Here is a 22,805-nt window from a genome sequence, read left to right on the forward strand (position 1 = left end):
CGTGTCGTCTTCCGGAGCGGTCCGTCAGCGGCCGGCGGCCGGGGTGTTGGCGGCCGTGACGTTGACGGCGGCCCAGGCCGCGCCCACCGCCTTGTACTCGGCGCTGTTCGCGCCGTACATGTCGGCGGCGGCCTTCAGCGTGGCCTTGCGCGCGTCGTGGAAGTCGGTCGTGGAGACCATGTACCGGGTGAGCGCCCGGTAGAAGACGGCGGTGGCCTTGGTGCGGCCGATGCCGGTCACCCGGGAACCGTCGTACGTAGGCGAGTTGTACGCGACACCATTGATCGTCTTGCGGCCGCTGCCCTCGGCGAGCAGGTAGAACGCGTGCGAGGAGACGCCGGAGCCGGCGTGCACCTCGGTGTCGTATGCGGCGGGCGACCAGTAGTCGACCGTCTCCTCCAGCACGTCGAGGGACGGGTGGTCGAGGCGCCGCAGGAACTTCTGGGCGAGGCCCAGCTTCTCCCCCACCAGGTAGTTCGGCGGGTTCTTCGGGTTGTTCGCCGAGAACTCGACGTTCGAGCCGAAGACGTCGGCGAGCGACTCGTTGAGGGAGCCCGCCTCGCCGTACTGGTTGCCGTCGTCGTCGACGCGGGTGGGTTCCAGGGCGGCGGTCGCGTCGACCACCCCGTGGGTCAGCTCGTGGCCGGTGACGTCGAGGACGACGAGGGGCTTCTTGAACACCTGGCCGTCACCGTCGCCGTACAGCATGCAGCCGCAGTACGAGTCCCAGAAGGCGTTGCCGACCTTGTTACCGAAGTGGACCATCCCGCGGGCACCGGCGCTGTTGTTCTTGATGCCCTTGCGGCCGAAGGTCTTCTTGAAGAAGTCCAGGGTCTGGGCGATGCCGTACTGGGCGTCGACCGCGGCGCTGGTCCGGGCCGAGGTGGTACCCGTGCCCCACTTGTTGTCGCCGTCGGTGAACGCCTTGCCGCGCGCGAAGGACTCCAGTTCCTGGCCCTTGGCGTCCCGGGTCTCGGTGTTCCACCGGGTCGGGTCCTTGAGCAGATAACTGGTCCGCGCGGTGCGGGTGGTGGTCAGGGACACCTTGCCGGCGAACAGGGAGGCTCCGCTCCCCTTGGCCGTGGCCGGGTAGTGGCCCGCCGCGGCGACGCCCGTGAGGCCGGACAGCCCGGCGGTGGCGTCGGCCGCGATACCGGTCTGCGGGGTCGCACTCTGGCCGCGCTCGCGCAGCGTGGCGGCCAGGGTCGGCGATATGAACTCGTCGGTGTTCGGGGTGTTGCTGCGGATCCGGCCGGTACGGGCGTCCACGACGACCGTGCTCGACCCGCCGGCCTCCGTGGTGCCGCTGTCCATGACGAGCACCTGGTAGGCGAGGGCGGTTGCGCCGTCGCGGCCGTCCACGACGAGCCGGGCGGTGCCCGCGTCGCCCTTCGCCACGGCCTCGGCCTTCCGCTCCGCCTGCTCGGGCGTCAGCTCCGCCTCCACGGTGGACGGCTCGACCACGTGATCGGCGGCCCGGGTCACACCCAGGTACTCGCCCCGCTTGCCGAGGTGGACGACCATGTCGCCGCCGAGGACCGGGAGGCCCCGGTGGGTGCGGACGAAGCGGACGTGGCTCTTTCCGTCCGGGTCGGTCATCACGTCCTTGGCCCGGAGGGTGTCCCCGTGGGTGACACCGGTGGCCGAGGCGTGCGCGAACGCCGCCGCCCTGGCGGCGGCCACCGGCGACGAGGCCGAAGTCGCCGCGCGGGCGGGCTCGTTCGGCGCGGAGGCGAAGGCGGGACCGGGGAGCGTGGCGGCCGTCGTCACGGCGACGGCGATCGCCACGCGGCGTATGTGGGGTCTACGCACTGAGTTCCTTTGCACAGGGCGGCCGGTATTACCAACCGCCTTACGGCGCGGCGCCGTCGGGCACCGCGGGGGCTGTCGGGTCCCGGCCGGACAGATGTACGAGGGAACGAGGTGGTTGCCCGGCCCGGCCGATCAGCGTCCGTGTGTGACCGATGTCGCACGGACCCGGCCCCGGAGCGGACAGGGCGGGCGTGCGGGCTGAGAGGCGGGATCAGGGAACGCGGAGACCTCAGACGGTGCGGTCGGCGAGGGCGGACAGCACGGTACGGAGTTGCGCCGCGGGCTCCTGGGCCGACGGCACCCCGGCGAGGAGCGTGTCCGCCGCGGCCAGGTGACGGCGCGCGGCGCGCACGGCCTCCGCGCGGCCCCCGGCGCGCTCGACGAGGGCCGTCGCACGGCGGACTCCGGATTCACCCAAGACGGCTGAGGCCGCGAGGAGTTCTTCGAGTTCGCCGTACCCCGCTCCGCCGAGCGCCGCGAGCACCGGCAGGGTCTTCTTCCCCTGCCGCAGGTCACTGTGGACCGGCTTGCCGGTGACCGACGGATCGCCCCAGATGCCCAGCACGTCGTCGGCGATCTGGAAGGCGACGCCGAGATGGCGGCCGGCGCGGTCCAGCACGGCCACGGTCCGGTCCGGCGCTCCGGCCAGCCGGGCGCCGAGTGCCAGCGCGCAGCCGAGCAGCGCACCGGTCTTGCGCTCGGCCATCACCTCGTACTCCCGTACCCCGACCGCGCCCGGCCCTGTCCAGGGCCGGGCGGCGAACAGCAGGTCATCGGCCTGGCCGCGGACCAGGTCACCGAGTGCGGAGGTCAACTGCCGTACGGCGGAACCTGCTTGGGGAGTGAGGGCGACGGTCTCGACGGCCAGCGCGAACAACGCGTCACCCGCCAGGACGGCGGGACCGGTGCCGTACGCCTTCCACACGGCCGGGCGCCCGCGGCGCAGCGGGTCACCGTCCATGATGTCGTCGTGGAGCAGCGAGAAGACGTGCACGAGCTCCACCGCGACAGCCCCCGGCACACCGGCCTCGGCCGGGCCGGAGACGAGTTCCGCCCCGAGGACGGCCAGCGCCTGGCGCACCCCTTTGCCCTGGCTGTGGTCGGCGGGGGCGCCGCCGACCTCGCAGCGGCCGAGCGCGTACCGGGCCATCTCGGCCACCCACGGGTGCAGCGTGCCGATCGCCTCCGACAGTGCGGGAGCGGCGAGTTCGCGGCACCGGCGCAGCACCTGCGCGGCGGCGGGCGGCGGCGCGGGCAGCGCCGGGACGGTCGAACGGTCGAGGGCGGTGGACGTCATCCCGCGGCCTCCGTCTCGTCGGTCCCGGTCGTCAACCCGAGCTCTGTCCGTGCTCGTTCGACCATCCGGTGGGCGTGCCGCAGTCCGATGCCCTCCAGCGTCACGGCCAACTCGTCGAGCTCGGCGGCGGTTTCGGCGCGGTCGCGGCCGAGGCGGGCGAGGGACTTGGCCAGCCCGAGACGGGACAGGGCCGTGCCGCGCGGCTCGCTCATCGCCTCGAACTCCGCCAGGGCGCCCGCATACACATCGCGGGCCGACTCGTAACGCCCGGCACGGTAGAGGACGTTGCCGCGCATCTTGTGGTTGTACGCGAGCGCGCCGGACAGCTTCATCGCGCGGCAGGAGACCTCGGCCTCGCTCAGCAGCTCCAGCGCGCGCTCCGTGTCCCCGTTGCGCACGGAGACGATGTCCGCGAGTCCCCGCAGCGCCCAGGCGTGACCGCGCCGGTCCTCGGCACGGGCGGCTATCCCGGCCGCCTCCTCGAACATCGTGTACGCGGTGTCGTAGGCGCCGGTGTTGCGGTGGATCTGGGCGATGCCCTCCAGGGCCCACACGGTGTGCCGGGCCTCGCCACGCTTGCGGGCCTCGGCCAGCAACTGCTCGTGCAGTTCCGTCACGGCCGCGTAGTCGCCCTGGATGCGGCCGGTCTCCGCCATTCCGGCCAGCGAGTAGCCGCGCACCACCACATCCCCCGCCTGGCCGCCGAGTTCGGCGGCCAGGCGCAGCAGCCGCCACGCCAGCGGGAACGCCCCGCGCTGGCGGGCCAGGGTGCCACCGCTCCACAGAGCCCACGCCATCGCGGCGCCGTCCCCGGCCTCCCGGGCGGTGCGGTAACTCGCCTTCCACGCCCGGTCTGCGTCCGTCACCTGCCCGAGCCGGCGGTGCGCCTCGGCGACCGCGAGGCCCGACCGGGCGGCCTCGGCGCGGGCGCCCGTACGCTCGGCGGCGCGCAGTTGCTCGGTACCCGCCGCGAGGACGTCGGTCAGCGAGGAGTTCACCGACAGGGTGGTCAAGGCGCCCTGGTATTCCGGGGCGAAGGCTTTGCCGTACATGAGTGCCCTTCCGTCCGCCCACCGTCCGTCCGCATACGGGCTCGGCCCGGTGGTGATGCTGTTCTCGACTCCTTCAAGGCGGTGACGTGCGGCGATCCAGCTATGCACACCATGTACACATGGCATGTATACATGGACTGTATACACCACGTGAATAGTGCGCTGATCCCTGTCCGTGAACTGATGCTTCAGGGAGGGCAGCGCGCCACGCGCCCGTTGCCGATCAAGACGGCGATCACGTCCAGGAGGTTGCCTGGCCGCCCCAAACACGTTGCACGGCGGCCCGAACCGGCCACAGGATGGCGGCAGCAGAGCCTCCCCCGCGGAAAGCAGGCCACCGTTGCCCCCAGCCCCGATGCACGCAGGTGAGACGCGGATCGACGGTTCGCTCGTACGGCGTCTGCTGGCCGGGCAGTTCCCCCGGTGGGCCCGACTCCCCCTGAAACGTGTGCAGTCGGCCGGTACCGTCAACGCCCTCTACCGTCTCGGCGACGACATGGCCGTGCGCCTCCCGCGGGTCGCGGACGGCGCCGACGACGCGCTCAAGGAACACACGTGGCTACCGCGGCTCGCCCCGCTGCTCCCTTTCCCGGTCCCCGAGATCCTCGGCCTCGGCACCCCCGCCGCGGACTACCCGTGGCACTGGTCCGTGCTGCGCTGGCTCGACGGCGACCTCCCGGCGCCCGACGCCCTGACCGCCCCACGGGAACTCGCCGCCGATCTGGGGGCGTTCGTCACCGCTCTGCGCGGGATCGACCTGCCCGGCGGACCGCGCGCCTACCGCGGCACACCACTGGCCGCGGTGGACGCCGAGACGCGCTCGGCGCTCGACGACCTCCGCGGCGCCATCGACACCGGAGCCGCGACGGCGGCATGGGAGGAAGCCCTGGCGGCACCGGCGTGGACGGGACCGCCGCGATGGCTCCACTCGGACCTGATGCCGATGAACCTCCTGGTCCGCGGAGGCCGGCTCGCGGCCGTCCTCGACTTCGGCACCCTCGGCACCGGCGATCCGGCCTGTGACTTCATCCCGGCCTGGAACCTCCTGCCCGCCGCCGCGAGGCCCGCCTTCCGGGACGCGGCCGGCGCCGACGACGCCGGATGGGCACGGGGACGCGGCTGGGCCCTGTCCATGGCCCTCGCCCAACTCCCCTACTACCGCGTCACGAACCCGGTCATCGCGGGCAACGCCGAGCACGTGATCCGCGAAGTGCTGGCCGAACAGCGGGTTTCGTAGCCGCCGTCACGCGCGGTCACTCGACGAGGGCCTGCGTTCCGAGAACGCCGAGGAGCGCGACGCGCTCGGCGTCCTCCGTACCGGGCTCGGCCGTGTAGACCATGATCCGCAGGTCGCTGCCCGCGACGCTGAGCACATCGCAGTCCAGCGTCACGGCTCCGACCTGGGGATGGTCGATGGTCTTGCGGGAGGCCTCGTGGCGGGCGACGGCTCCGGACTCCCACAGCTCCGCGAACCGCACGCTGTTCGCGCACAGTTCCTCGATGAGCTGCCCGAGGCGCCGGTCCGTCGGGTACCGGCTCGCGGTCGCGCGCAGGTCGGCGGCGAGCGTCGCCTCGAAGGCGCGCCGCTCCCGGGGGGTGTGCCGTACCCGGCCGCCGGGGCCGACGAAGGCGCGCCACACACCGTTGCGTTCGTTGCCGCTCCACCCGGACGGATCACCCAGCAGCGCCGCGTACAGCGGATTGGCCAGCAGCAGGGTCCAGGCCGCGTCGTACACCGCCACGGGCGTCCCGCTGAGCCGGTCGAGCAGCCGGTGGACGCCGGGGGTGATGTGGGCCGGCACCATGCCCCGGCCCGGCGGCACCAGTCCGGCCACCTGGAAAAGGTGCTCGCGTTCGGCTCCGGACAGCCGCAGCGCCCGGCCCAGGGCCTCGACGACCTGCTCCGAGGGATGGGCCGCCCGCCCCTGTTCGAGGCGGGTGACGTAGTCGACCGAGATGCCGGCGAGCAGGGCCAGCTCCTCGCGGCGCAGTCCGGCCGCGCGCCGGGTCCCGCCGCCGGGCAGCCCGACGGCCTCCGGCGTGACCCGGTCACGCCAGCGTCGCACCGTCCGCCCGAACTCCGTGTTCGCCATGCCACCCACTGTGCACCCGCCCGGCCCGGCGCGCCTGGTACCGGCGGTCCCAGGAAGACCGGACTCCTGGCTGCGGGCGGCGGACCGCCGGACTCTGGACGCATGACCACAACACTCATCACCGGAGCGAACAAGGGCCTCGGCTTCGAGACCGCCCGCCGGCTCGTCGCGGCGGGCCACACCGTCTACGTGGGCAGCCGGGACGCGGAGCGCGGACGGCGCGCGGCCGCGGAACTCGGGGCGCGCCCGGTCGTCGTCGATGTCACCGACGACGCGTCCGTCGCCGCCGCGGCCAGGACCATCGAGGCGGACGGCGGCCTGGACGTCCTGGTCAACAACGCCGGCGTAGAAGGGCGCGCCGAAGGCAACAGCGTGACCGGGGCGGCGGAGGTGACCGCCGGGATGATGCGCGAACTGTTCGAGACGAACGTGTTCGGCGTCGTCCGGGTCCTCCACGCCTTCCTGCCCCTGCTCCAGCGGTCGGCCGCCCCGGTCGTGGTGAACCTCAGCAGCGGCCTGGCCTCGCTGGCCCGGATCACCGACCCCGCCGGCCCGGCCCACGCCTACCCCGGTGTCGCCTATCCGGCGTCCAAGACCGCCGTCAACACGATCACCGTGCAGTACGCGAAGGCGTTCCCCGGGATCCGCGTCAACGCCGTGGAGCCCGGTTTCACCGCTACCGACCTGAACGGCAACACCGGGATCCAGACCGTGCGGGAGGGCGCCGAGATCATCGTGCGCATGGCGCTGATCGGCCCGGACGGACCGACCGGCGGCTTCTTCGACGCGGCGGGCCCCGTCCCCTGGTGACCACGCCACCCGGCCGGCCCCTCGGCAACCCGGCAACCCGGCAACTCGATGGAACACACATTCGATTACGGGGTACGCTGGCCTCATGGCCACGCACCTCCAGGGCTCCCTCTTCGACCAGACCGACGAACTCCGTCCCGGCCCCCTGAACGGGCTGCGGCGCACGAGGCTGGGCGACGGCGCCTGGATCGACCTGCTGCCCGGCTGGCTGAGCGGAGCCGACGAGCTCTTCGCCCGCCTCGCCGCCGAGGTCACGTGGCGGGCCGAACGGCGCCAGATGTACGAGCAGGTGGTGGACGTACCCCGGCTGCTCGCCTACTTCCGGGCGGAGGATCCGCTGCCGCACCCGGTCCTGGACGAGGCCCGGGACGCGCTGTCGGCGCACTACGCCGAGGAGCTGGGCGAGGCGTTCACCACGGCCGGGCTCTGCTACTACCGGGACGGGCGCGACAGTGTGGCCTGGCACGGGGACAGGATCGGCCGGGGCGCCCGCGAGGACACGATGGTCGCCATCGTGTCGGTGGGCGCCCCGCGTGATCTCCTGCTGCGGCCGCGCGGCGGCGGGGACACGGTCCGGCGCCCGCTGGGCCACGGCGACCTCATTGTCATGGGCGGCTCCTGCCAGCGCACCTGGGAACACGCGATCCCCAAGACGGCGCGGGCCGCGGGACCCCGGATCAGCGTCCAGTTCCGCCCGGACGGCGTGAACTGACCGGCGCGGACGCTCCCGCCGGGCCCGGCCGGCTCACGGCGCGAGCTGCGCCTGCACGGCGGGCGCGTACCGGTCGACGATGTCGTCGACCGGGGTGGCGCGCAGGTGCGAGCCCCGCGCGATCCCGTACATCACGCCGAGGCCGAGCAGCGTGCTCACGGCGAGTTCGGCGCGCAGGCCCGCGTCCTGCCCGCTCAGCCGCCCGGCGAGACGGTCGCTGACCTGGGCGCGGAAGTTGGCCCGCAGTATCTCGCCCTGCTCCCCCTGGAGCGGGGCGAAGACGATCCGCAGGACGGGGTCCGCACCCCGCTGGGTCTGGCCTTCGAGGAGATGGCGGACCATGTGCCGCCCGAGCTCCTCCAGCGGCGCGTCCAGCAGGGCCTCGGCGTCGGACTCGAAGGACATGACACGGGCGAACAGCGCGTCCTTGTTGCCGAAGTACTTAAGGATCAGCGGCGCGCTCACTCCGGCCCGGTCGGCGACCGCCTTGAGCGTGATGTCCGTGTGCGCGTGCCGGGCCAGCAGGTACCGGGCCGCGCGCAGGATCGCCGCCTTGCTCGCCTCGGCGTCACGGCGGGGGGCGGGAGTCGCTTCCGGCTCCCGGTCCGGGACGGGCGCGGCTCCCGGTTCGCGGTGCGGGACGGGCGCGGCCTCGGACTCGTGATGCGGTGGAGCGGGGGCGGCCGGCTGCTCACCGGGCCCTGGCGCGGCCGGGGACGCCGTGAGACCGGAGTGCGGGGTGGTCACGGTGCTCAAGCTCCTTCGAGGGCCTCGTCACGGGGTGCGCCGGTGGGACGGCCGGTTCGCGGGGTCTCGCGGGAGGCGGGGTCGGCGGGTATCGACAGGGCGGCGGCGCAGGCCACCAGTGCGACGGTACCCGCCATGGCGAAGGCCAGCAGATAGCCGTGCAGGGTCGGAACGGGGGCGCCCGCGACCAGGCTCGTGTGGTGCACGAGCACGGCGGCCACGGCGGCACTGCACACGGCCTGCCCGATGGTGCGCATCAGGACGTTGACGCCGTTGGCGGACGCGGTCTGCCCGGCGGGCACGGCACGCAGGATCAGCGTGGGCAGGGCGGAGTAGGCGAACGTCGTACCGATCGAGCAGACCGTGGCGCCCAGGATGATCGCCCACAGGTCACGGCTGTCGGCGATCCGCAGCACATAGCCGGAGGCGATGATCGCCGTACCGAGGGCCAGGGTGATCCGGGGACCGCGGGCCGCCGAAATGCGCGCCGAGACGGGCGACAGCAGCAGCATGGTCACCCCACCGGGCAGCAGACAGAGGCCGGTCGCCACGATGGACAGGCCGAGCCCGTAGCCGGTGGCCTTCGGCGCCTGGACCAGTTGCGCCGTGACCAGCGAGTTGCCGTAGAAGGAGAAGCCGGTCAGCAGCGCGGCGATGTGCGGCAGGGCGACGCGCGGACGGGCGGCCAGCTTCATGTCGACGAGGGGGCGTTCGGCGCGCAGCTGCTGTCGCCACCACAGCGTGAGAACGCCCGCGCAGGCGGCGAACAGCGCGAGGATCCTGGGGCTGGTCCAGCCCCAGGTGCCGCCCTGGGACACGGCGAGCAGCAGACACACCAGTCCGGCGGCCAGGCCCAGAGCGCCCAGTGTGTCGAAGCGGCCCGGCTCCCGTACGGGCGACTCGCGCACCGCCCACCAGGCCAGTGCCGTCCCGAAGGCACCGAGCGCGGTCGTCGCCCAGAACATGACGTGCCAGTTGGCGTACTGCACCAGGAGGGCGGCGAGCGGGAGGCCGAGCGCGGCGCCGATGCCGACGGTGGAACTCATCAGCGCGACGGCGGAACCCGTGCGCTCGGGCGGCAGTTCGTCGCGCAGGATGCTGATCGACAGCGGGACCACGGCGGCCGCCGCGCCCTGCAGCGCCCGCGCCACGATCAGGACGCCGATGTCGGAGGTGAGCGCGCACATCAGCGAGCCGACCGTCATCATCCCGAGGGCCATGAGCAGCACGCGCCGCTTGCCGTACATGTCTCCCGCACGGCCCAGGACCGGGGTCAGCACCGCTCCGGCGAGGAGGGTCGCCGTCACCATCCAGGACACCGCGCCCGCCGAGGCGCCGGTCAGCCGGGGCAGGTCGGGCAGCAACGGGACGACCACCGTCTGCATGACGGCCATGAGAATCCCGCCGAACGCCAGGACAGGGATCGCGAGCCGCTCGCGCAGGGCCGCCATCGGCACTCCAGAAGTAGACGTGAGAAAGAGGTGAATGACAATTCACCTTAGCGGTGAATTGTCATTCACCCCAAGGGGTGTCCGCTTCTACGGGAGTGCGTGAGGGCGCCTCGGCGGCGCCGGGGCGTTTCCGGGGCGCGCCGGGGATTCATGCGTGGCGTGGGGCGCCTGTCTGCGTCGTGGCGTGAGGGCGGGGCGGGCCTGTCCGCGTCGGGCACGGGCCTGAACGGGTCCCGCCCGGCACGGGCCGGCACGGCTGTCGCCCCGGCACGGCTATCGCCCGGCGCGGGCCTGTACGGGTCCCGCCCGGCACGGACCGGCACGGCTGTCGCCCGGCACGAGCCGGTACAGCTGTCGCCCCGGCACGGCTATCGCCCGGCGCGGGCCTGTACGCCGCGGGCGACCTTGGGGCCGAGCCAGCGCTTGAAGCGGCGCAGCGCCTCCAGCCTGCCGGCCGCGCGGTCGAGGCGGTAGTACAGCTGCGGCGGGACGTACGGCAGCAGCGGCGAGTGACGCTGCCCGAGCAAGGCGAACATCCGCGCCGGCGGAAGACCGATGTAGCGCGGCAGGCTCTCGTACCACTGGGCGCTGTGGCGGGCCGCGCTCTGCACCGACAGCAGCTCGGACCTGCGCTTCTGCCCGTACCGCGTGAGGGCGGTCTCCAGGTCCGGGTGCTCCCGCAACGCTCCGGCCAGGGCGATGGCGTCCTCCAGGGCGAGGGTGGTGCCGGCGCCGATCGAGTAGTGCGTGGTGTGGGCGGCGTCGCCGAGCAGGACGAGGTTGCCGCGGTGCCACGTCCGGTTGGTCAGCGTGCGGAAGGTGAGCCACTGGGCGGCGCCGTCGGGCTGGGCCCGGCCGATCAGCCCGTGCCCGTTCAGCAGGCCGGCGAACAGCTTCTCCAGCAGCGCGAGACCGTCGGCCTCGCTCGCGCACCCGAGCCCGAGGCCGGTCCAGGTCCCCGGGGAGCACTCGATGACCAAGGTGCTCCGGTCGTCGCTGAACCGGTACGCGTAGCACCAGATCCAGCCGTGGTCCGTCTCCACGAAGGAGAAGGTGAACGAGTCGAAGACCTTGGTCGTACCGACCCAGATGTAGTGGTTGCGTCCATGGCTGATCTCGGTGCCGAAGTGGCCGGCATGACGCTCGCGCAGGGCGCTGTTGACCCCGTCGCCCGCGACGACGAGGTCGGCGTCGGGCAGCCGGTCCGCCGCGATCTCGCTCTCGTACTCGACACGGACCCCCAGGGAGCGGGCCCGCTCCGCGAGCAGGTCGAGCATCCGGCGGCGGCCGATGCCGAATCCCTCGTCCCCCGGGGCCACTGTCGTACGGGTGCCGACATGGGCGACACCGTCGCTCCAGCTCACCGAGTTCTCGCTGACGGCGAGCGCGGACGCCGGGTCACCCTCGCGCAGCTTGTCGAGCAGGCCCGCCCAGTAGGTCACACCCCAGCCGTACGTCGATCCGGCCGGGTTCCTCTCATGGACGGTGATGTCATGGGACGGGTCCTGGAGCTTCATCAGGATCGAGAAGTACAGGCTTGCGGGTCCGCCACCGACGCACGCGATCTTCACGCGCACTCCCCTATGTTGCACAATGCGGTCGATTGACCACGAAGAGTAGCAGGGGTGCCGCGCCGGCGGTTCGCGCCAGATCACGGACGTGAGCCGCGCCACGCGCCGGCGGCCGCGACCGCAAGATCATCGGCATGACGCCTTCCGGCCGAAGGATTTCCGCCCGCCGATGGGTCGCGGGCACCCCGAACAGCAAGATCATCTTCGTTCAACTCTGCATGACATATACGCGATTGTCCGGATCGCAGCCAACCGACATTCGGCGATTTCTCCCGTTGTTTGACGAACCGATAGGCATATCGGGTCATCAACACAGCTGATCACAGGAGGTCTCCGCATGCCGGAGCTCACTCGTCGCCGCGCCCTCGTGGCCGCCGCCGCGCTCGCCGCGGGCGCAGGTGCCCAGGCCCTCGCCGCACCCGCCGCGTCCGCGAACCCGAACGGACCGGCCGCCGCACGGGAGTCCATGGGCGAGCACCACCACGGCGGCCCGCAACCCTTCGACGAGGTGTTCCGGGGGCGCCGCATAGAAGGCCGCCCGGTCACCGGGGGCGGTCACCATCACGGCGGCGGATACGCCGTGTTCGTCGACGGCGCGGAACTGCACGTGATGAGCAACGCCGACGGCAGCTGGATCAGCGTCGTCAGCCACTACGACCCCGTGCCCACCCCGCGCGACGCGGCCCGCGCCGCCGTCCTGGAGCTGCAGGGGGCACCGCTCGTGCCCTTCGCCGCCAACTGAACCACCCCGCAAGCAGATCGTGGAGTCCCGCACATGACCGTACGCAAGAACCAGGCGAGCCTGACCGCCGACGAGAAGCGGCGATTCGTCGACGCGCTGCTGCAGCTCAAGCGCAGCGGAAAGTACGACGCCTTCGTCACCACGCACAACGCGTTCATCCTCGGCGACACCGACAACGGCGAGCGGACAGGCCACCGTTCACCCTCGTTCCTGCCCTGGCACCGCAGATTCCTTCTGGAGTTCGAGCGGGCCCTGCAGGCCGTCGACCCCTCGGTGGCGCTGCCCTACTGGGACTGGAGCACCGACCGCACCGCGCGGGCGTCCCTGTGGGCGCCGGACTTCCTCGGCGGAACCGGGCGCAGTCTGGACGGCCGGGTGATGGACGGTCCGTTCGCCGCCTCTTCGGGCAACTGGCCCATCAACGTCCGTGTCGACAGCCGCACTTATCTGCGCAGGTCGCTGGGCACCGGGGTGCGGGAACTGCCGACCCGCGCCGAGGTGGAGTCCGTGCTCGCCATGGCGACGTACGACATGGCGCCCTGGAACAGCGCCTCGGACGGCTTCCGCAATCACCTCGAAGGCTGGCGGGGCGTCAACCTCCACAACCGGGTGCACGTGTGGGTGGGCGGGCAGATGGGCACGGGCGTCTCACCCAACGATCCGGTGTTCTGGCTCCACCACGCGTTCATAGACAGGCTGTGGGCCCAGTGGCAGCGCAGGCACCCGGGTTCCGGCTATGTCCCGCTCAAGGACACCCCGAACGTCGTCGACCTCGGCGAGACGATGAAGCCGTGGAACGACACCCGGCCGGCCGACCTGCTCGACCACTCCGCGTTCTACACGTTCGACACCGTCTGATCCCGGCCGCGGCGCGGGCGCGAGCAGGCGCCCGCGTCACGGGGAACGCCGGGGATCAGACTCCGCCCTGCGCCTCGGTGCGGCACTCCGGGTGACCCCAGCCCTGCGCGTTCTTGGCGATGGGCTCGCCCGCGGCATAGGAACGACCGCACACACAACGGCCGTTGAACTTGGCCTTGATGGTGCGGCTCGACGCGCCCGGCCGGGACGTCTTGGCCGCGGGGCGGCGGCGGGCGGCACCCGAGGCGACCGGGGTGTCGGGGGAGGCGGGCGGCTGCGGGGACCCGAGGTCGCTGCCCGCGGGCTGCTGTACCACCGCGGCCTGGCTGGCGGCACGGTCGGCGAAGTCGTTCAGCGGGTCGCCGTCGACCTGGTGGGCGGGGACGTAGCGGAACTCCACCGTACGTCCGGTGAGGAGTTCGTCGATCCGGGCGACCAGTTCCTGGTTGGCCACGGGTTTGCCCGCGGCCGTCTTCCAGCCCTTGCGCTTCCAGCCCGGCAGCCAGGTCGTGACGGCCTTCATCGCGTACTGGGAGTCCATCCGGATCTCCAGCGGCACATCGGGGGCGACGGCCGTCAGCAGGCGTTCCAGCGCGGTCAGTTCGGCGACGTTGTTCGTCGCCGTACCCAGCGGTCCCGCCTCCCAGCGGGCCGGGGTCTCGTCCCCGTCGGCGACGACCCAGGCCCATCCGGCGGGTCCCGGGTTTCCCTTCGAAGCCCCGTCACAGGCGGCAACAACGCGTTCAGGCATGACCCCGATCATGCCACGCCCGGCCGAGGGCCCCGCGCACGGAGTGGCGGGGAGCGGTACCACCCCGCCGGTGACCGGCGGGGTGGCGGCCACCGGACGAGCGTCAGGACACGTCCGTCATCCCGGGCATCTCGCCCTGGGTCGTCTTCATGTCGATGACGGAGAACGACGCGCCCTGCGGGTCGCTCAGCGCGGCGAACCGGCCGAAGGGGCTGTCCATCGGCCCGAAGCGCAGGACCGCACCGCGCTCGGTCGCCTTGGACACCGCCTCGTCGCAGCTGTCGACGGCGAAGTAGACATTGACGTACGACGGCACCTCGGGCGGGAACTCGTCCGTCATCTTCATCCGGCCGAGAACCGGATTCCCGCCGATGTTGAAGACACGGAAGTCGACGGCGTCGTCCTGCACCTGCTGGGCCGTGAAGGGGAAGACGGCCGGGAAGAACGCGTCGGACTTCTCCGGATCACGGGTGAAGACCTCCGCCCAGGCGTACGCGCCCGGCTCACCGATCGACTCGAAGCCCTCGTGGACGCCCGCCTGCCAGACGCCGAAGACGGCCCCGCCGGGGTCCCGGGCCAGCGCCATGGTGCCGAAGTCACCGACCTTCATCGGCTCCATCAGCACCTCGCCGCCCTCGCTCCTGACCTTCTCCGCGGTCGCGGCGGCGTCGGGCGAGGCGAGGTACAGACACCAGGCGGACTGGCCCTCCTGTCCCGGCATCGGCGGCACGACGGCGGCCACCGCCTTGCCGCCGGAATAGGCCTGTGTGTAGTTCCCGTACTCCGAGGACGACTCGCCGAACGTCCAGCCGAGCACGTCCCCGTAGAAGCTCTTGGCCCCCTCGACATCGCTGAACATCGCGTCCGCCCAGCAGGGCGTTCCTTCAGGCTGTACGGCCATGACCCGACCTTCTCCTGTTCGGTGAACGAATTCGCTGTTCACGCTAGCCAGCCTTCACGCGGGCCGCGCGCCGAAGCGCGGGCCCTGCACGACACTGGAGTCGGGCCGGTCCGGCCGTCGACGGGACGGGGCACGGGATGATGCGGGCATGGGAAGTGGTCCGGCCGGGGCCGGTCGAGGGAGAAGCGCTGCGCCTCGCCGGGCGACCGGTGCCGGTGCCCGGCCCCGACGAGCTCCTGGTCCACGTCCGCGCCTGCGGGGTGTGCCGCACCGACCTGCACGTCACCGAAGGCGACCTGCCCGTACACCGCCCCGGCGTGACACCGGGCCACGAGGCCGTCGGTGTGGTGGCGGCGACCGGCGGCGCGGTGAGCGGCTTCGCCCCGGGCGACCGGGTGGGGGTGGCCTGGCTGCGCCGTACGGACGGCACCTGCGAGTACTGCCTGCGCGGGTCCGAGAACCTCTGCCCGGCGTCCGAGTACACCGGCTGGGACGCCGACGGCGGTTACGCGGAGTACACGACCGTACCGGCCGCCTTCGCCTACCGGCTGCCCGACGGCGTGGACGACGTCGCCCTGGCCCCTCTGCTGTGCGCGGGCATCATCGGCTACCGGGCGCTGCGCCGGGCCGCGCTGCCGCCGGGCGGGCGGCTCGGCCTGTACGGGTTCGGCGGCAGCGCCCACCTCTGCGCGCAGCTCGCGCTCGCCGAGGGCGCCACCGTGCACGTACTGACCCGCGATCCGGCCGCACGACGGCTGGCGCTCGGCCTGGGGGCCGCGTCCGCCGGCGGGGCGTACGACGAGCCGCCCGAGCCGCTGGACAGCGCGATCCTCTTCGCACCGGCCGGTGATCTGGTGCCGGTCGCCCTGCGGGCACTCGACCGGGGCGGCGTCCTGTCCGTCGCCGGCATCCATCTGAGCGACATCCCGCCGCTGCGCTACGAGAGCGACCTGTTCCAGGAGAAGGAACTGCGCAGCGTCACCGCCAACACGCGTGAGGACGGCAGGGACTTCCTGGCACTCGCGGCCCGGCACGGCATCCGCGCCACGACGCACGCCTATCCCCTGGAGGACGCGCCGAGGGCGCTGCGCGACCTCAAGGCGGGCCGATTCGACGGCGCGGCGGTGCTGGTGAACGACAGCCCGCCGCGGCACTGAGCGTGCGGGCGGGCCACCCCCGTGCGTGGATGGACCCAGGGGGTGCTGCGGTGGAGGTGTGATGGCGGGCCGGGGCAAGGACGGGACGGCGGGTGCGGGGGTGCCGTCCGACGCCTCGGAGGACGCCGTCGAGTCGATCGGCACGACGCTCGACGAACGCACGACCTGCGAGGAACTCGTCGCGTTCATGTGCCGGCGCTTCTGCGAGACCGCCGCGGTGGACCTGCTGTCCAAGGACGTGGCGGCCGGCCGCCGTACCTCGGAACCGGAGTTCACCCGCGTCGCCGAGGCCGGCCGCACCCGGCTGCTCATCCCGCTGGAAGGCCGGCGCCCGCTGTCCGTCCGGGCACTCGACGAGGGCCGTCCGATCGCCGCCTCGATCGACCTGTCCGGCCGGACACCCCGGCAGGTCATGGCCGTACCGCTCCTCGCGCACGGTCGCCTGTACGGGGTGCTGCTCGCCGTCCGGCTGGGCGCGCCGTTCACCGGCGCCGACGTGGCGGGCGCCCACCACGCGGCGCGGCTCACGGCCGTGCACCTCGGCCACTCGCGCGAGCACGCATCCCTCCGCGGCACGGTCCTGGACCTCCAGCGGGCACTGCTCGCCGCACCGGGCCGGCCGCATCCGAACATCGACCTCGCCACCCGCTATCTGCCCGCGGGCGGCGGTTCCCTGGTGGGCGGGGACTGGTTCGAGACCGTACGGCTGCACTTCGGGCGCACTCTGCTGGTCGTCGGCGACGTGATGGGCCACGGCCTGGACGCCGCGGTGGACATGAACGCGTACCGTTCGATGCTGCGCTACGTCGCCTCCACGGATCTTCCGCCCCACCGGGTGCTGCGCCGTCTGGACACCGCGGTCGCCGAGGACGCCGGCAGGCGCCCGGCCACCTGTCTGCTCGTGCGGGTCGATCCGGCGCGCGGTATCGCGGTGATCGCGGGTGCCGGGCATCTGCCGCCGGTGGTGTTCGCCGGTGACGGCTCGGGCGAACTGCTGCCGCTGCCGGTGGGTCCACCGCTGGGCACAGGGGTGGGCGGCTACCAGCAGGTGGTCCGCAGGCTCTCCCCGGACGACACCCTGGTGATGTTCACCGACGGTCTCGTCGAGCGCCGCGACGAGGACATCGACGAGTCGCTGGCACGGCTGGCCGCCCTGCGGCTTCCACCGGGGGCCGGGGTCGACGCCCTGCTCGACGAGGTGCTGGTCGCGCTCGACGCCCGGCACGCGGAGGACGACGTGGCGGTGCTGGCGGCCCGGATCCGCCCGCGCGACCACCCTGCCTGAGGCGCCCCGGCACCCGCCGTCCGCCGCCCGTCGCTCTCCCCGTCACCCGTCGCTGTCCCCCTCACACGCCTTGCGCCTCTTGCGTCACGTGCACCCCTCGCGTCCGGCGTCCCCGTCTCTCCGGCCGGGACAGGCTCCCTGTCCCGGCCGGACGGCGGCGGCCGTCGGTCACTCCCCCGCGTGCGCCCTTTCCAGGGCCGCCATGTCCAGCTTGGTCATCTTGTACATCGCCTGGGCCGTACGGGCGGCCTTCCCCGTGTCCGCGTCGCCGAGCAACTCGATGAGCCCGTCCGGGACGATCTGCCAGGACAGTCCGTACTTGTCCTTCAGCCAGCCGCAGGGACCCGCCTCGCCTCCGTCCTCGACGAACTTGTCCCAGTAGTGGTCCACCTCTTCCTGGCCGTAGCAGTGCACCTGGAACGAGATCGCCTCGTCGAACGTGAACTGCGGGCCACCGTTGACCGCGACGAACTTCTGGCCGTTGGCCACGAACTCGACGGCCAGCACGGAACCGGGCGTCCCGGGCCCGGCCTCGGTGTACCGGCCGACCCGGCCGAGCCGGGAGTGCTTGAAGATCGAGACGTAGTAGTGCGCGGCCTCCTCGGCCTGGCCGTCGAACCACAGACAGGTGGTGAAACCGTCGGCGGGCATGTGTACCTCCTCGGGCGGAAATCGTCGTCACCTCTGTCGACCGATCCTCGTCCGAAAACTCATCGGCCGCGCGCGCACGACCTCACCCGCGACGACCCGGGGCCACCCGGTGCGCGCCCCTTCACCCGCCTCGGCCACCCCCGGCCGCCCGGCACCGGTCCGCCCTGGTCACCCGGAGTGGTCGCACCCCCTCGACCATGACGTTCGGGAAGGGCGACACAGCCCCGGACCGCTCTCCGGTGACACCCGGCCGTCGGCCCCCGGTCCCGCGGAAAACCCGTGCCGGGCGAGCCCGGCGCGGAGTTAGCATCCCCGGACATGCATCCCACCGACTCCCCCGGCGTCCATCCGTTCCGTGTCGACTTCCCGCAGAGCGACATCGACGACCTGCACCGCCGTCTCGACGCCACCCGCTGGCCCGACGAACTGCCCGGAGTGGGCTGGGCCTACGGAGTCCCGAAGGACTACCTCCAGGATCTCGTCCACCACTGGCGGCACGCCTACGACTGGCGCGCGGCCGAGGAACGTCTCAACTCGTGGCCGCAGTTCACCACCGAGATCGACGGCGCGCGCGTGCACTTCGCGCACATCCGCTCGCCGGAACCCGACGCGACCCCGCTGATCATGACGCACGGCTGGCCCGGGTCCATCGTCGAATTCACCGATGTCGTGGGGCCGTTGACCGATCCGCGCGCGTACGGCGGCGATCCGGCCGACGCCTTTCACCTGGTCGTGCCGAGCATCCCGGGCTTCGGGCTCTCGGGGCCGACACGGGACACCGGCTGGGAGTTCACCCGGGTGGCCGCAGCGTTCGCCGTACTGATGGAGCGCCTCGGCTACCGGCGATACGGCGCACAGGGCGGGGACTGGGGCGGGGCCGTCTCGCGCGAGCTGGGGCGGGCGCACCCCGACCGGGTGAGCGGCGTCCACCTCAACCTGCTGCCCGGGTCGTCCGCCGTCACCGAGCCGACCGCCCTGGAACTGGCCGAGCTGACCCCGTACGAGCGCGAGCGCACCCTCGGCTCCTGGCGGCGGGGCCAGGAATGGAACCGCGAGGAGGCGGGATACGCCGTGCTCCAGTCCACCCGGCCGCAGACCCTCGCGTACGCCCTCACGGACTCTCCGGTCGGTCAACTCGCCTGGATCGCGGAGAAGTTCAGGCAGTGGACGGACTCGCGGGACCGTCCCGAGGACGCCGTCGACCGGGATCTGATGCTGACCAACGTGATGCTGTACTGGCTGACCGGCACGGCCGGTTCGTCCGCGCGGATCTACTACGAGCGGGCCCACGCCGCCTATTGGGGCACTCCGCCCGAGCCGTCGACCGCTCCGACGGCCCTCGCCGTCTTCCCCGAGGAGAACTTCGTCGCGCTGCGCCATGTCGCGGAACGCACCGACACCATCGTGCGCTGGACCGAGTTCGACCGGGGCGGTCACTTCGCCGCGATGGAGGAGCCGGATCTGCTGGTCGCGGACATCCGGGCGTTCTTCCGCCAACTCCGCACGACCGCCTGAGGAACGGTGCCGGTCCTCCGCCGGCCCGCCTCCCGACTGCCGTCACCGCCACCGCCACCGCCACCGCCGCAGCCGCCGTCGCCGTCGCCGTCGCCGTCGCCGTCGCCGGGAACTCTGCGGGGACACCCCGGGGGCGCCTTCCGGCTCTGCCGACAGCGAATCTGCCACGGGCCGAGAAATCCGCTCCGGCACGGCCACCGGACCGAGAGTGGAGTCAGCGGCGACACCCGCCGCGTCACGACCAGGAGGAACCATGACTCCGCTCATCACCGGCCGCTATCCGGACCGCATGCCGCGGGCCGAGGAGGGCGACACCCCGGCGACCCGCTACGACGACCATCTGGCCGCGCAGTTGCTGGCCCAGCGGATCGTCTTCCTGGGCACCCAGGTCGACGAGGTCTCCGCGAACCGGGTGTGCGCCCAGCTGCTCCTGCTGTCCGCCGAGGACGCACGCACCGACATCAGCCTCTACATCAACAGTCCGGGTGGTTCGGTGACCGCCGGGCTCGCCATCTACGACACCATGCGGCTGATCCCCAACGACGTCTCCACGCTCGCGATGGGATTCGCCGCCAGCATGGGACAGTTCCTGCTCAGCGTGGGCACCCGTGGCAAGCGCTTCGCCCTGCCGAACACGCGGATCATGATGCACCAGCCGTCCGCGGGCATCGGCGGCACCACCGCCGACATCGAGATCCAGGCGCAGAACCACGAGTTCACCAAGCGGGCCATCGAACGGATCACCGCGGAGCACACCGGCCAGAGCGAGGAGACGATCTCCAGGGACGGTGACCGCGACCGATGGTTCACGGCGGAGCAGGCCAAGGAGTACGGCATGGTGGACCGGGTCGTGGAGTCGCTCGACGATGTCCGCCCGGCCGCGTCACGGCGACGGACGGGACTCTGACATGGGTACGTACACGATCCCGAACGTTGTCGAGCGGACCCCGCAGGGCGAGCGGTCGTACGACGTCTTCAGCCGGCTGCTCTCCGAGCGGATCATCTTCCTCGGCACGGAGATCGACGACGGTGTCGCCAACGTCGTCATCGCGCAACTCCTCCATCTGGAGTCGTCGAGCCCGGAGAGCGAGATCGCGATCTACATCAACTCGCCCGGGGGATCGTTCACTTCACTGATGGCCATCTACGACACGATGACCTTCGTGCAGGCTCCCATCTCGACGTTCTGCGTCGGGCAGGCCGCCTCCACCGCCGCGGTTCTGCTCGCCGGGGGTGATCCCGGGCGGCGGTTCGTCCTGGAACACGCCCGCGTGCTGCTCGGCCAGCCGGCCAGCGGCGGCCGTCAGGGCACGGTGTCGGACCTCAGCCTCCAGGCCAAGGAGATGCTGCGGATCCGCTCGCAGGTCGAGGAGGTCCTGTCCCGGCACACCCACCACGACGTCGCCACGCTGCGCGCGGACATGGACCGCGACAAGATCTTCACCGCGCAGGAAGCGGTGGAGTACGGGCTCGCGGACGAGATCCTGAGCCGCCGGCTCGCCGTGGTCTGACCTCGGCGAGCCGGGCGGGGACGGCGTCAGGCGGCGAGACACATTCCGTCGTACCGCGAGGCCGAGGACGGGGTGGACGCGGAGCGGCTCCGGACGGACTCGGACCGGGTGTGCCGGGTCAGCTCACTCTGGGCCAGCGACAGCAGTTCGGTCAGACCGAGACCGAGGGCGCGCGCGGCCGCTGCGAGGACCTCGGAGGAGGCCTCCTTGCGGCCGCGTTCCACCTCGGAGAGGTAGGGCATGGAGATCCGGGCCGCGTCGGCCACGTCCTTGAGCGTGCGTTCCTGGGCCAGTCGCTCGCGCCTCAGGACGTCGCCGACCAGGTCGCGCCACAGCGGCTCCTTGGCTGTGGGAGCGGGAGCCGCGGGTCCCCGGAGCGGCGCGAGCCCCGGTGGCCGCGGTGCTCGGCCCGGGGCACCGGCCGGCGGCGCTGCCCGGGAAGGCTCTCCCGCCGCCGGGCGCAGGGGGATGACGCGGGCTTCGTTCGTCACGTGGTCGCTCACCCCTTCAGCCTAGAAGCGCGGGGCCGTACGGGAAGGGAGCGGCGTTCCGCTCTCGGTGAAGCCGGGGCTCGTCGCCCCGGACCCTCAGCCGCCGTCGCCCGCGGCGGGAGAGGAACCGGGCGACTCCGGCGACTGTTCGCCGGACGACGAGCCGGACGCCGGGGCCGACTCCGTCACGGGCGGCGGGGGCTCGCTGGAAGGACTCTCCGGTTCCACCGAGGACGGCGCGGAGGAGGACGATTCGGAGGAGGACGACGACGGGGACGAACTCTCGGACGACGGCGAGTTCGAGGTCGAGGTCGAGGCCGACGGGGACTCGGAGCCCGAGTCACTGACCGACGGCGAGGGCTTCACCGGGGGGTGCGTCTTCTTGTCCTTGTCCACGTCGTCGCCCCGGTGCCGCTCGATCCACTCGTTGCTCTCGGGGTCGTAGAGCACGAACACGTTGATGACCGTCGTCGACGGCGCGACGGCCACGGAGTTCTGCGGACGGTACGACGGCCACGGGTCGCCCGTCGTCTTGACGTTGCCCTTCTGCGGTACCGGTTCGAGCAGCGGGTTGCCGCAGGCACAGCGCACCCGGGGCACACCGCGGGAGTCCACGAGGACGGCCGTGCCTGTCTGGAGGACCGCCTGGTAGCTGGTGGGGGCGCCGTTGCGGTAGCCGTGGTTGGTGACACGGGTGTCCAGGCGCAGTTGTACGGGGGTCAGGGAGCGCAGATACACCGGGACCGCGTTCGGCTGGATGCCCTCGACCGAGGCGAAGGCCTTGTTCTTGGCGGGGTCCGCCTTCAGCGCGCTGACCTGCTTCTCGACGTCGCAGCTCGACACGTTGCGCGTACCGCCGTAGAGGCCGGGCGCGTTGCCGCTGTAGGTGCCGGCCTTGCCGGCGGGCGCAGACGAGGCCGATGCCGTGGGCGTCTCCGACTCGATGGAACTGTCGTTGGCGGTCGACTCGGTGAACGGGTCGGGCCCCGACTTGTCCGCGGACTGCGCGAAGACCTCGCTGCCGGCGTTCTTGGCCCCGCCGCCGCTGTTGGTGAACACCAGTCCCAGGATCACCGCCGCCGCCACGACACCGGTGATCAGCGCGACCCGCGGCGCCGACCGCCACCAGGGCCGTTCGGGTCCCCCACCCGGTCCACCCGGTCCACCGGCGCCACCGCCGGGCCCCTCGGGACCCGAGCCACCGCCACCCGTACCGCCCCCTCCCGTACCACCGCTTCCCGGTCCACCGGCTCCGTCGCCCGCACCGGAAGCGCCGCTGGGCGGTCCCGCGGGCGGAAAGTTGACGGGCTGGGTGGGGCTCGGCTGCGACGGGCCCGACAGCGGGCCCGAAGGCGGTCCTGTGGGGCGGCCGGAGGACGGCGGTTCGACGCTCACAAG

22 protein-coding genes are annotated in these 22,805 nt (G+C 72.4%); 10 read left to right on the forward strand and 12 right to left on the reverse strand.

Annotated features, from left to right (window positions below):
- Positions 1-24: 24 nt before the first annotated feature.
- The 3 genes from OG410_RS04130 to OG410_RS04140 all read right to left on the reverse strand — a co-directional run bounded on the left by OG410_RS04130 (position 25) and on the right by OG410_RS04140 (position 4,161).
- Positions 25-1,812, reverse strand: coding sequence for a M4 family metallopeptidase (locus tag OG410_RS04130; RefSeq protein WP_329297846.1), 1,788 nt, complete (start codon positions 1,810-1,812; stop codon positions 25-27).
- 229 nt (positions 1,813-2,041) lie between these two features.
- The gene (locus OG410_RS04135) at positions 2,042-3,109 is read right to left on the reverse strand and encodes a polyprenyl synthetase family protein (RefSeq protein WP_329297847.1); all 1,068 of its coding nucleotides are present in this window, start codon (positions 3,107-3,109) and stop codon (positions 2,042-2,044) included.
- Positions 3,106-4,161: a tetratricopeptide repeat protein gene (locus OG410_RS04140; RefSeq protein ID WP_329297848.1), complete on the reverse strand. Its 1,056-nt coding sequence runs from the start codon at positions 4,159-4,161 to the stop codon at positions 3,106-3,108. The genes OG410_RS04135 and OG410_RS04140 overlap by 4 nt, the downstream gene beginning before the upstream one ends.
- Positions 4,162-4,516: 355 nt before the next feature.
- Here OG410_RS04140 and OG410_RS04145 point away from each other — a divergent pair, with 355 nt between their 5' ends.
- Positions 4,517-5,398: an aminoglycoside phosphotransferase family protein gene (locus OG410_RS04145; RefSeq protein ID WP_329297849.1), complete on the forward strand. Its 882-nt coding sequence runs from the start codon at positions 4,517-4,519 to the stop codon at positions 5,396-5,398.
- 16 nt (positions 5,399-5,414) lie between these two features.
- Here OG410_RS04145 and OG410_RS04150 read toward each other — a convergent pair whose 3' ends face one another.
- Complete coding sequence (locus OG410_RS04150; protein ID WP_329297850.1) at positions 5,415-6,254, reverse strand: helix-turn-helix transcriptional regulator; 840 nt, start codon at positions 6,252-6,254, stop codon at positions 5,415-5,417.
- Positions 6,255-6,356: 102 nt separating this feature from the next.
- Here OG410_RS04150 and OG410_RS04155 point away from each other — a divergent pair, with 102 nt between their 5' ends.
- Entirely contained in the window at positions 6,357-7,064 is a 708-nt protein-coding gene (locus OG410_RS04155; RefSeq protein WP_329297851.1) for an SDR family NAD(P)-dependent oxidoreductase, read from the forward strand.
- Between the two features lie 85 nt (positions 7,065-7,149).
- Positions 7,150-7,776, forward strand: a complete 627-nt coding sequence (locus OG410_RS04160) for an alpha-ketoglutarate-dependent dioxygenase AlkB (protein ID WP_329297852.1) — start codon at positions 7,150-7,152, stop codon at positions 7,774-7,776.
- 33 nt (positions 7,777-7,809) lie between these two features.
- On the opposite strand, the gene OG410_RS04165 is transcribed toward OG410_RS04160, so the two are convergent.
- From OG410_RS04165 to OG410_RS04175, 3 genes are all read right to left on the reverse strand, one after another.
- Positions 7,810-8,322: a TetR/AcrR family transcriptional regulator gene (locus tag OG410_RS04165; RefSeq protein ID WP_328458684.1), complete on the reverse strand. Its 513-nt coding sequence runs from the start codon at positions 8,320-8,322 to the stop codon at positions 7,810-7,812.
- Positions 8,323-8,528: 206 nt separating this feature from the next.
- Positions 8,529-9,974: an MFS transporter gene (locus OG410_RS04170; protein ID WP_329297853.1), complete on the reverse strand. Its 1,446-nt coding sequence runs from the start codon at positions 9,972-9,974 to the stop codon at positions 8,529-8,531.
- Positions 9,975-10,342: 368 nt separating this feature from the next.
- Positions 10,343-11,545, reverse strand: coding sequence for an FAD-dependent monooxygenase (locus OG410_RS04175; protein ID WP_329297854.1), 1,203 nt, complete (start codon positions 11,543-11,545; stop codon positions 10,343-10,345).
- 337 nt (positions 11,546-11,882) lie between these two features.
- Here OG410_RS04175 and melC1 point away from each other — a divergent pair, with 337 nt between their 5' ends.
- Positions 11,883-12,287 carry an apotyrosinase chaperone MelC1 gene (gene melC1 / locus OG410_RS04180; protein WP_329297855.1) on the forward strand — a complete coding sequence of 135 codons (405 nt, stop codon included), beginning with the start codon at positions 11,883-11,885 and terminating at the stop codon, positions 12,285-12,287.
- 33 nt (positions 12,288-12,320) lie between these two features.
- Complete coding sequence (gene melC2 / locus OG410_RS04185; RefSeq protein ID WP_329297856.1) at positions 12,321-13,145, forward strand: tyrosinase MelC2; 825 nt, start codon at positions 12,321-12,323, stop codon at positions 13,143-13,145.
- A 55-nt stretch (positions 13,146-13,200) separates the two neighbouring features.
- Here melC2 and OG410_RS04190 read toward each other — a convergent pair whose 3' ends face one another.
- Positions 13,201-13,908, reverse strand: coding sequence for a ribonuclease H family protein (locus OG410_RS04190; RefSeq protein WP_329304015.1), 708 nt, complete (start codon positions 13,906-13,908; stop codon positions 13,201-13,203).
- 91 nt (positions 13,909-13,999) lie between these two features.
- On the reverse strand, positions 14,000-14,797 hold the full coding sequence (locus OG410_RS04195) for a VOC family protein (protein ID WP_329297857.1): 798 nt from the start codon (positions 14,795-14,797) through the stop codon (positions 14,000-14,002).
- A gap of 140 nt (positions 14,798-14,937) precedes the next feature.
- On the opposite strand from OG410_RS04195, the gene OG410_RS04200 reads away from it, so the two are divergent.
- Together OG410_RS04200 and OG410_RS04205 are read left to right on the forward strand one after the other, a co-directional pair.
- Complete coding sequence (locus tag OG410_RS04200; protein WP_329304016.1) at positions 14,938-15,954, forward strand: zinc-binding alcohol dehydrogenase family protein; 1,017 nt, start codon at positions 14,938-14,940, stop codon at positions 15,952-15,954.
- A gap of 61 nt (positions 15,955-16,015) precedes the next feature.
- Positions 16,016-17,239: a PP2C family protein-serine/threonine phosphatase gene (locus OG410_RS04205; RefSeq protein ID WP_329297858.1), complete on the forward strand. Its 1,224-nt coding sequence runs from the start codon at positions 16,016-16,018 to the stop codon at positions 17,237-17,239.
- A 168-nt stretch (positions 17,240-17,407) separates the two neighbouring features.
- Here OG410_RS04205 and OG410_RS04210 read toward each other — a convergent pair whose 3' ends face one another.
- Positions 17,408-17,890 carry a VOC family protein gene (locus OG410_RS04210; RefSeq protein WP_329297859.1) on the reverse strand — a complete coding sequence of 161 codons (483 nt, stop codon included), beginning with the start codon at positions 17,888-17,890 and terminating at the stop codon, positions 17,408-17,410.
- Positions 17,891-18,208: 318 nt separating this feature from the next.
- Here OG410_RS04210 and OG410_RS04215 point away from each other — a divergent pair, with 318 nt between their 5' ends.
- From OG410_RS04215 to OG410_RS04225, 3 genes are all read left to right on the forward strand, one after another.
- Positions 18,209-19,405, forward strand: coding sequence for an epoxide hydrolase family protein (locus OG410_RS04215; RefSeq protein ID WP_329297860.1), 1,197 nt, complete (start codon positions 18,209-18,211; stop codon positions 19,403-19,405).
- A 253-nt stretch (positions 19,406-19,658) separates the two neighbouring features.
- Positions 19,659-20,312 (forward strand): ATP-dependent Clp protease proteolytic subunit, encoded by a 654-nt coding sequence (locus OG410_RS04220; RefSeq protein ID WP_329297861.1) that lies wholly within the window; start codon positions 19,659-19,661, stop codon positions 20,310-20,312.
- 1 nt (position 20,313) lies between these two features.
- The gene (locus OG410_RS04225) at positions 20,314-20,916 is read left to right on the forward strand and encodes a ClpP family protease (protein WP_328456163.1); all 603 of its coding nucleotides are present in this window, start codon (positions 20,314-20,316) and stop codon (positions 20,914-20,916) included.
- Positions 20,917-20,942: 26 nt separating this feature from the next.
- Here OG410_RS04225 and OG410_RS04230 read toward each other — a convergent pair whose 3' ends face one another.
- A complete protein-coding gene (locus OG410_RS04230; RefSeq protein WP_329297862.1) occupies positions 20,943-21,419 on the reverse strand; it encodes a helix-turn-helix domain-containing protein in 477 nt (158 codons plus the stop codon).
- An 84-nt stretch (positions 21,420-21,503) separates the two neighbouring features.
- Positions 21,504-22,802: a DUF6777 domain-containing protein gene (locus OG410_RS04235; protein WP_329297863.1), complete on the reverse strand. Its 1,299-nt coding sequence runs from the start codon at positions 22,800-22,802 to the stop codon at positions 21,504-21,506.
- Positions 22,803-22,805 lie beyond the last annotated feature (3 nt).

This window comes from Streptomyces sp. NBC_00659, from assembly GCF_036226925.1.
Taxonomy (GTDB): Bacteria; Actinomycetota; Actinomycetes; order Streptomycetales; family Streptomycetaceae; genus Streptomyces.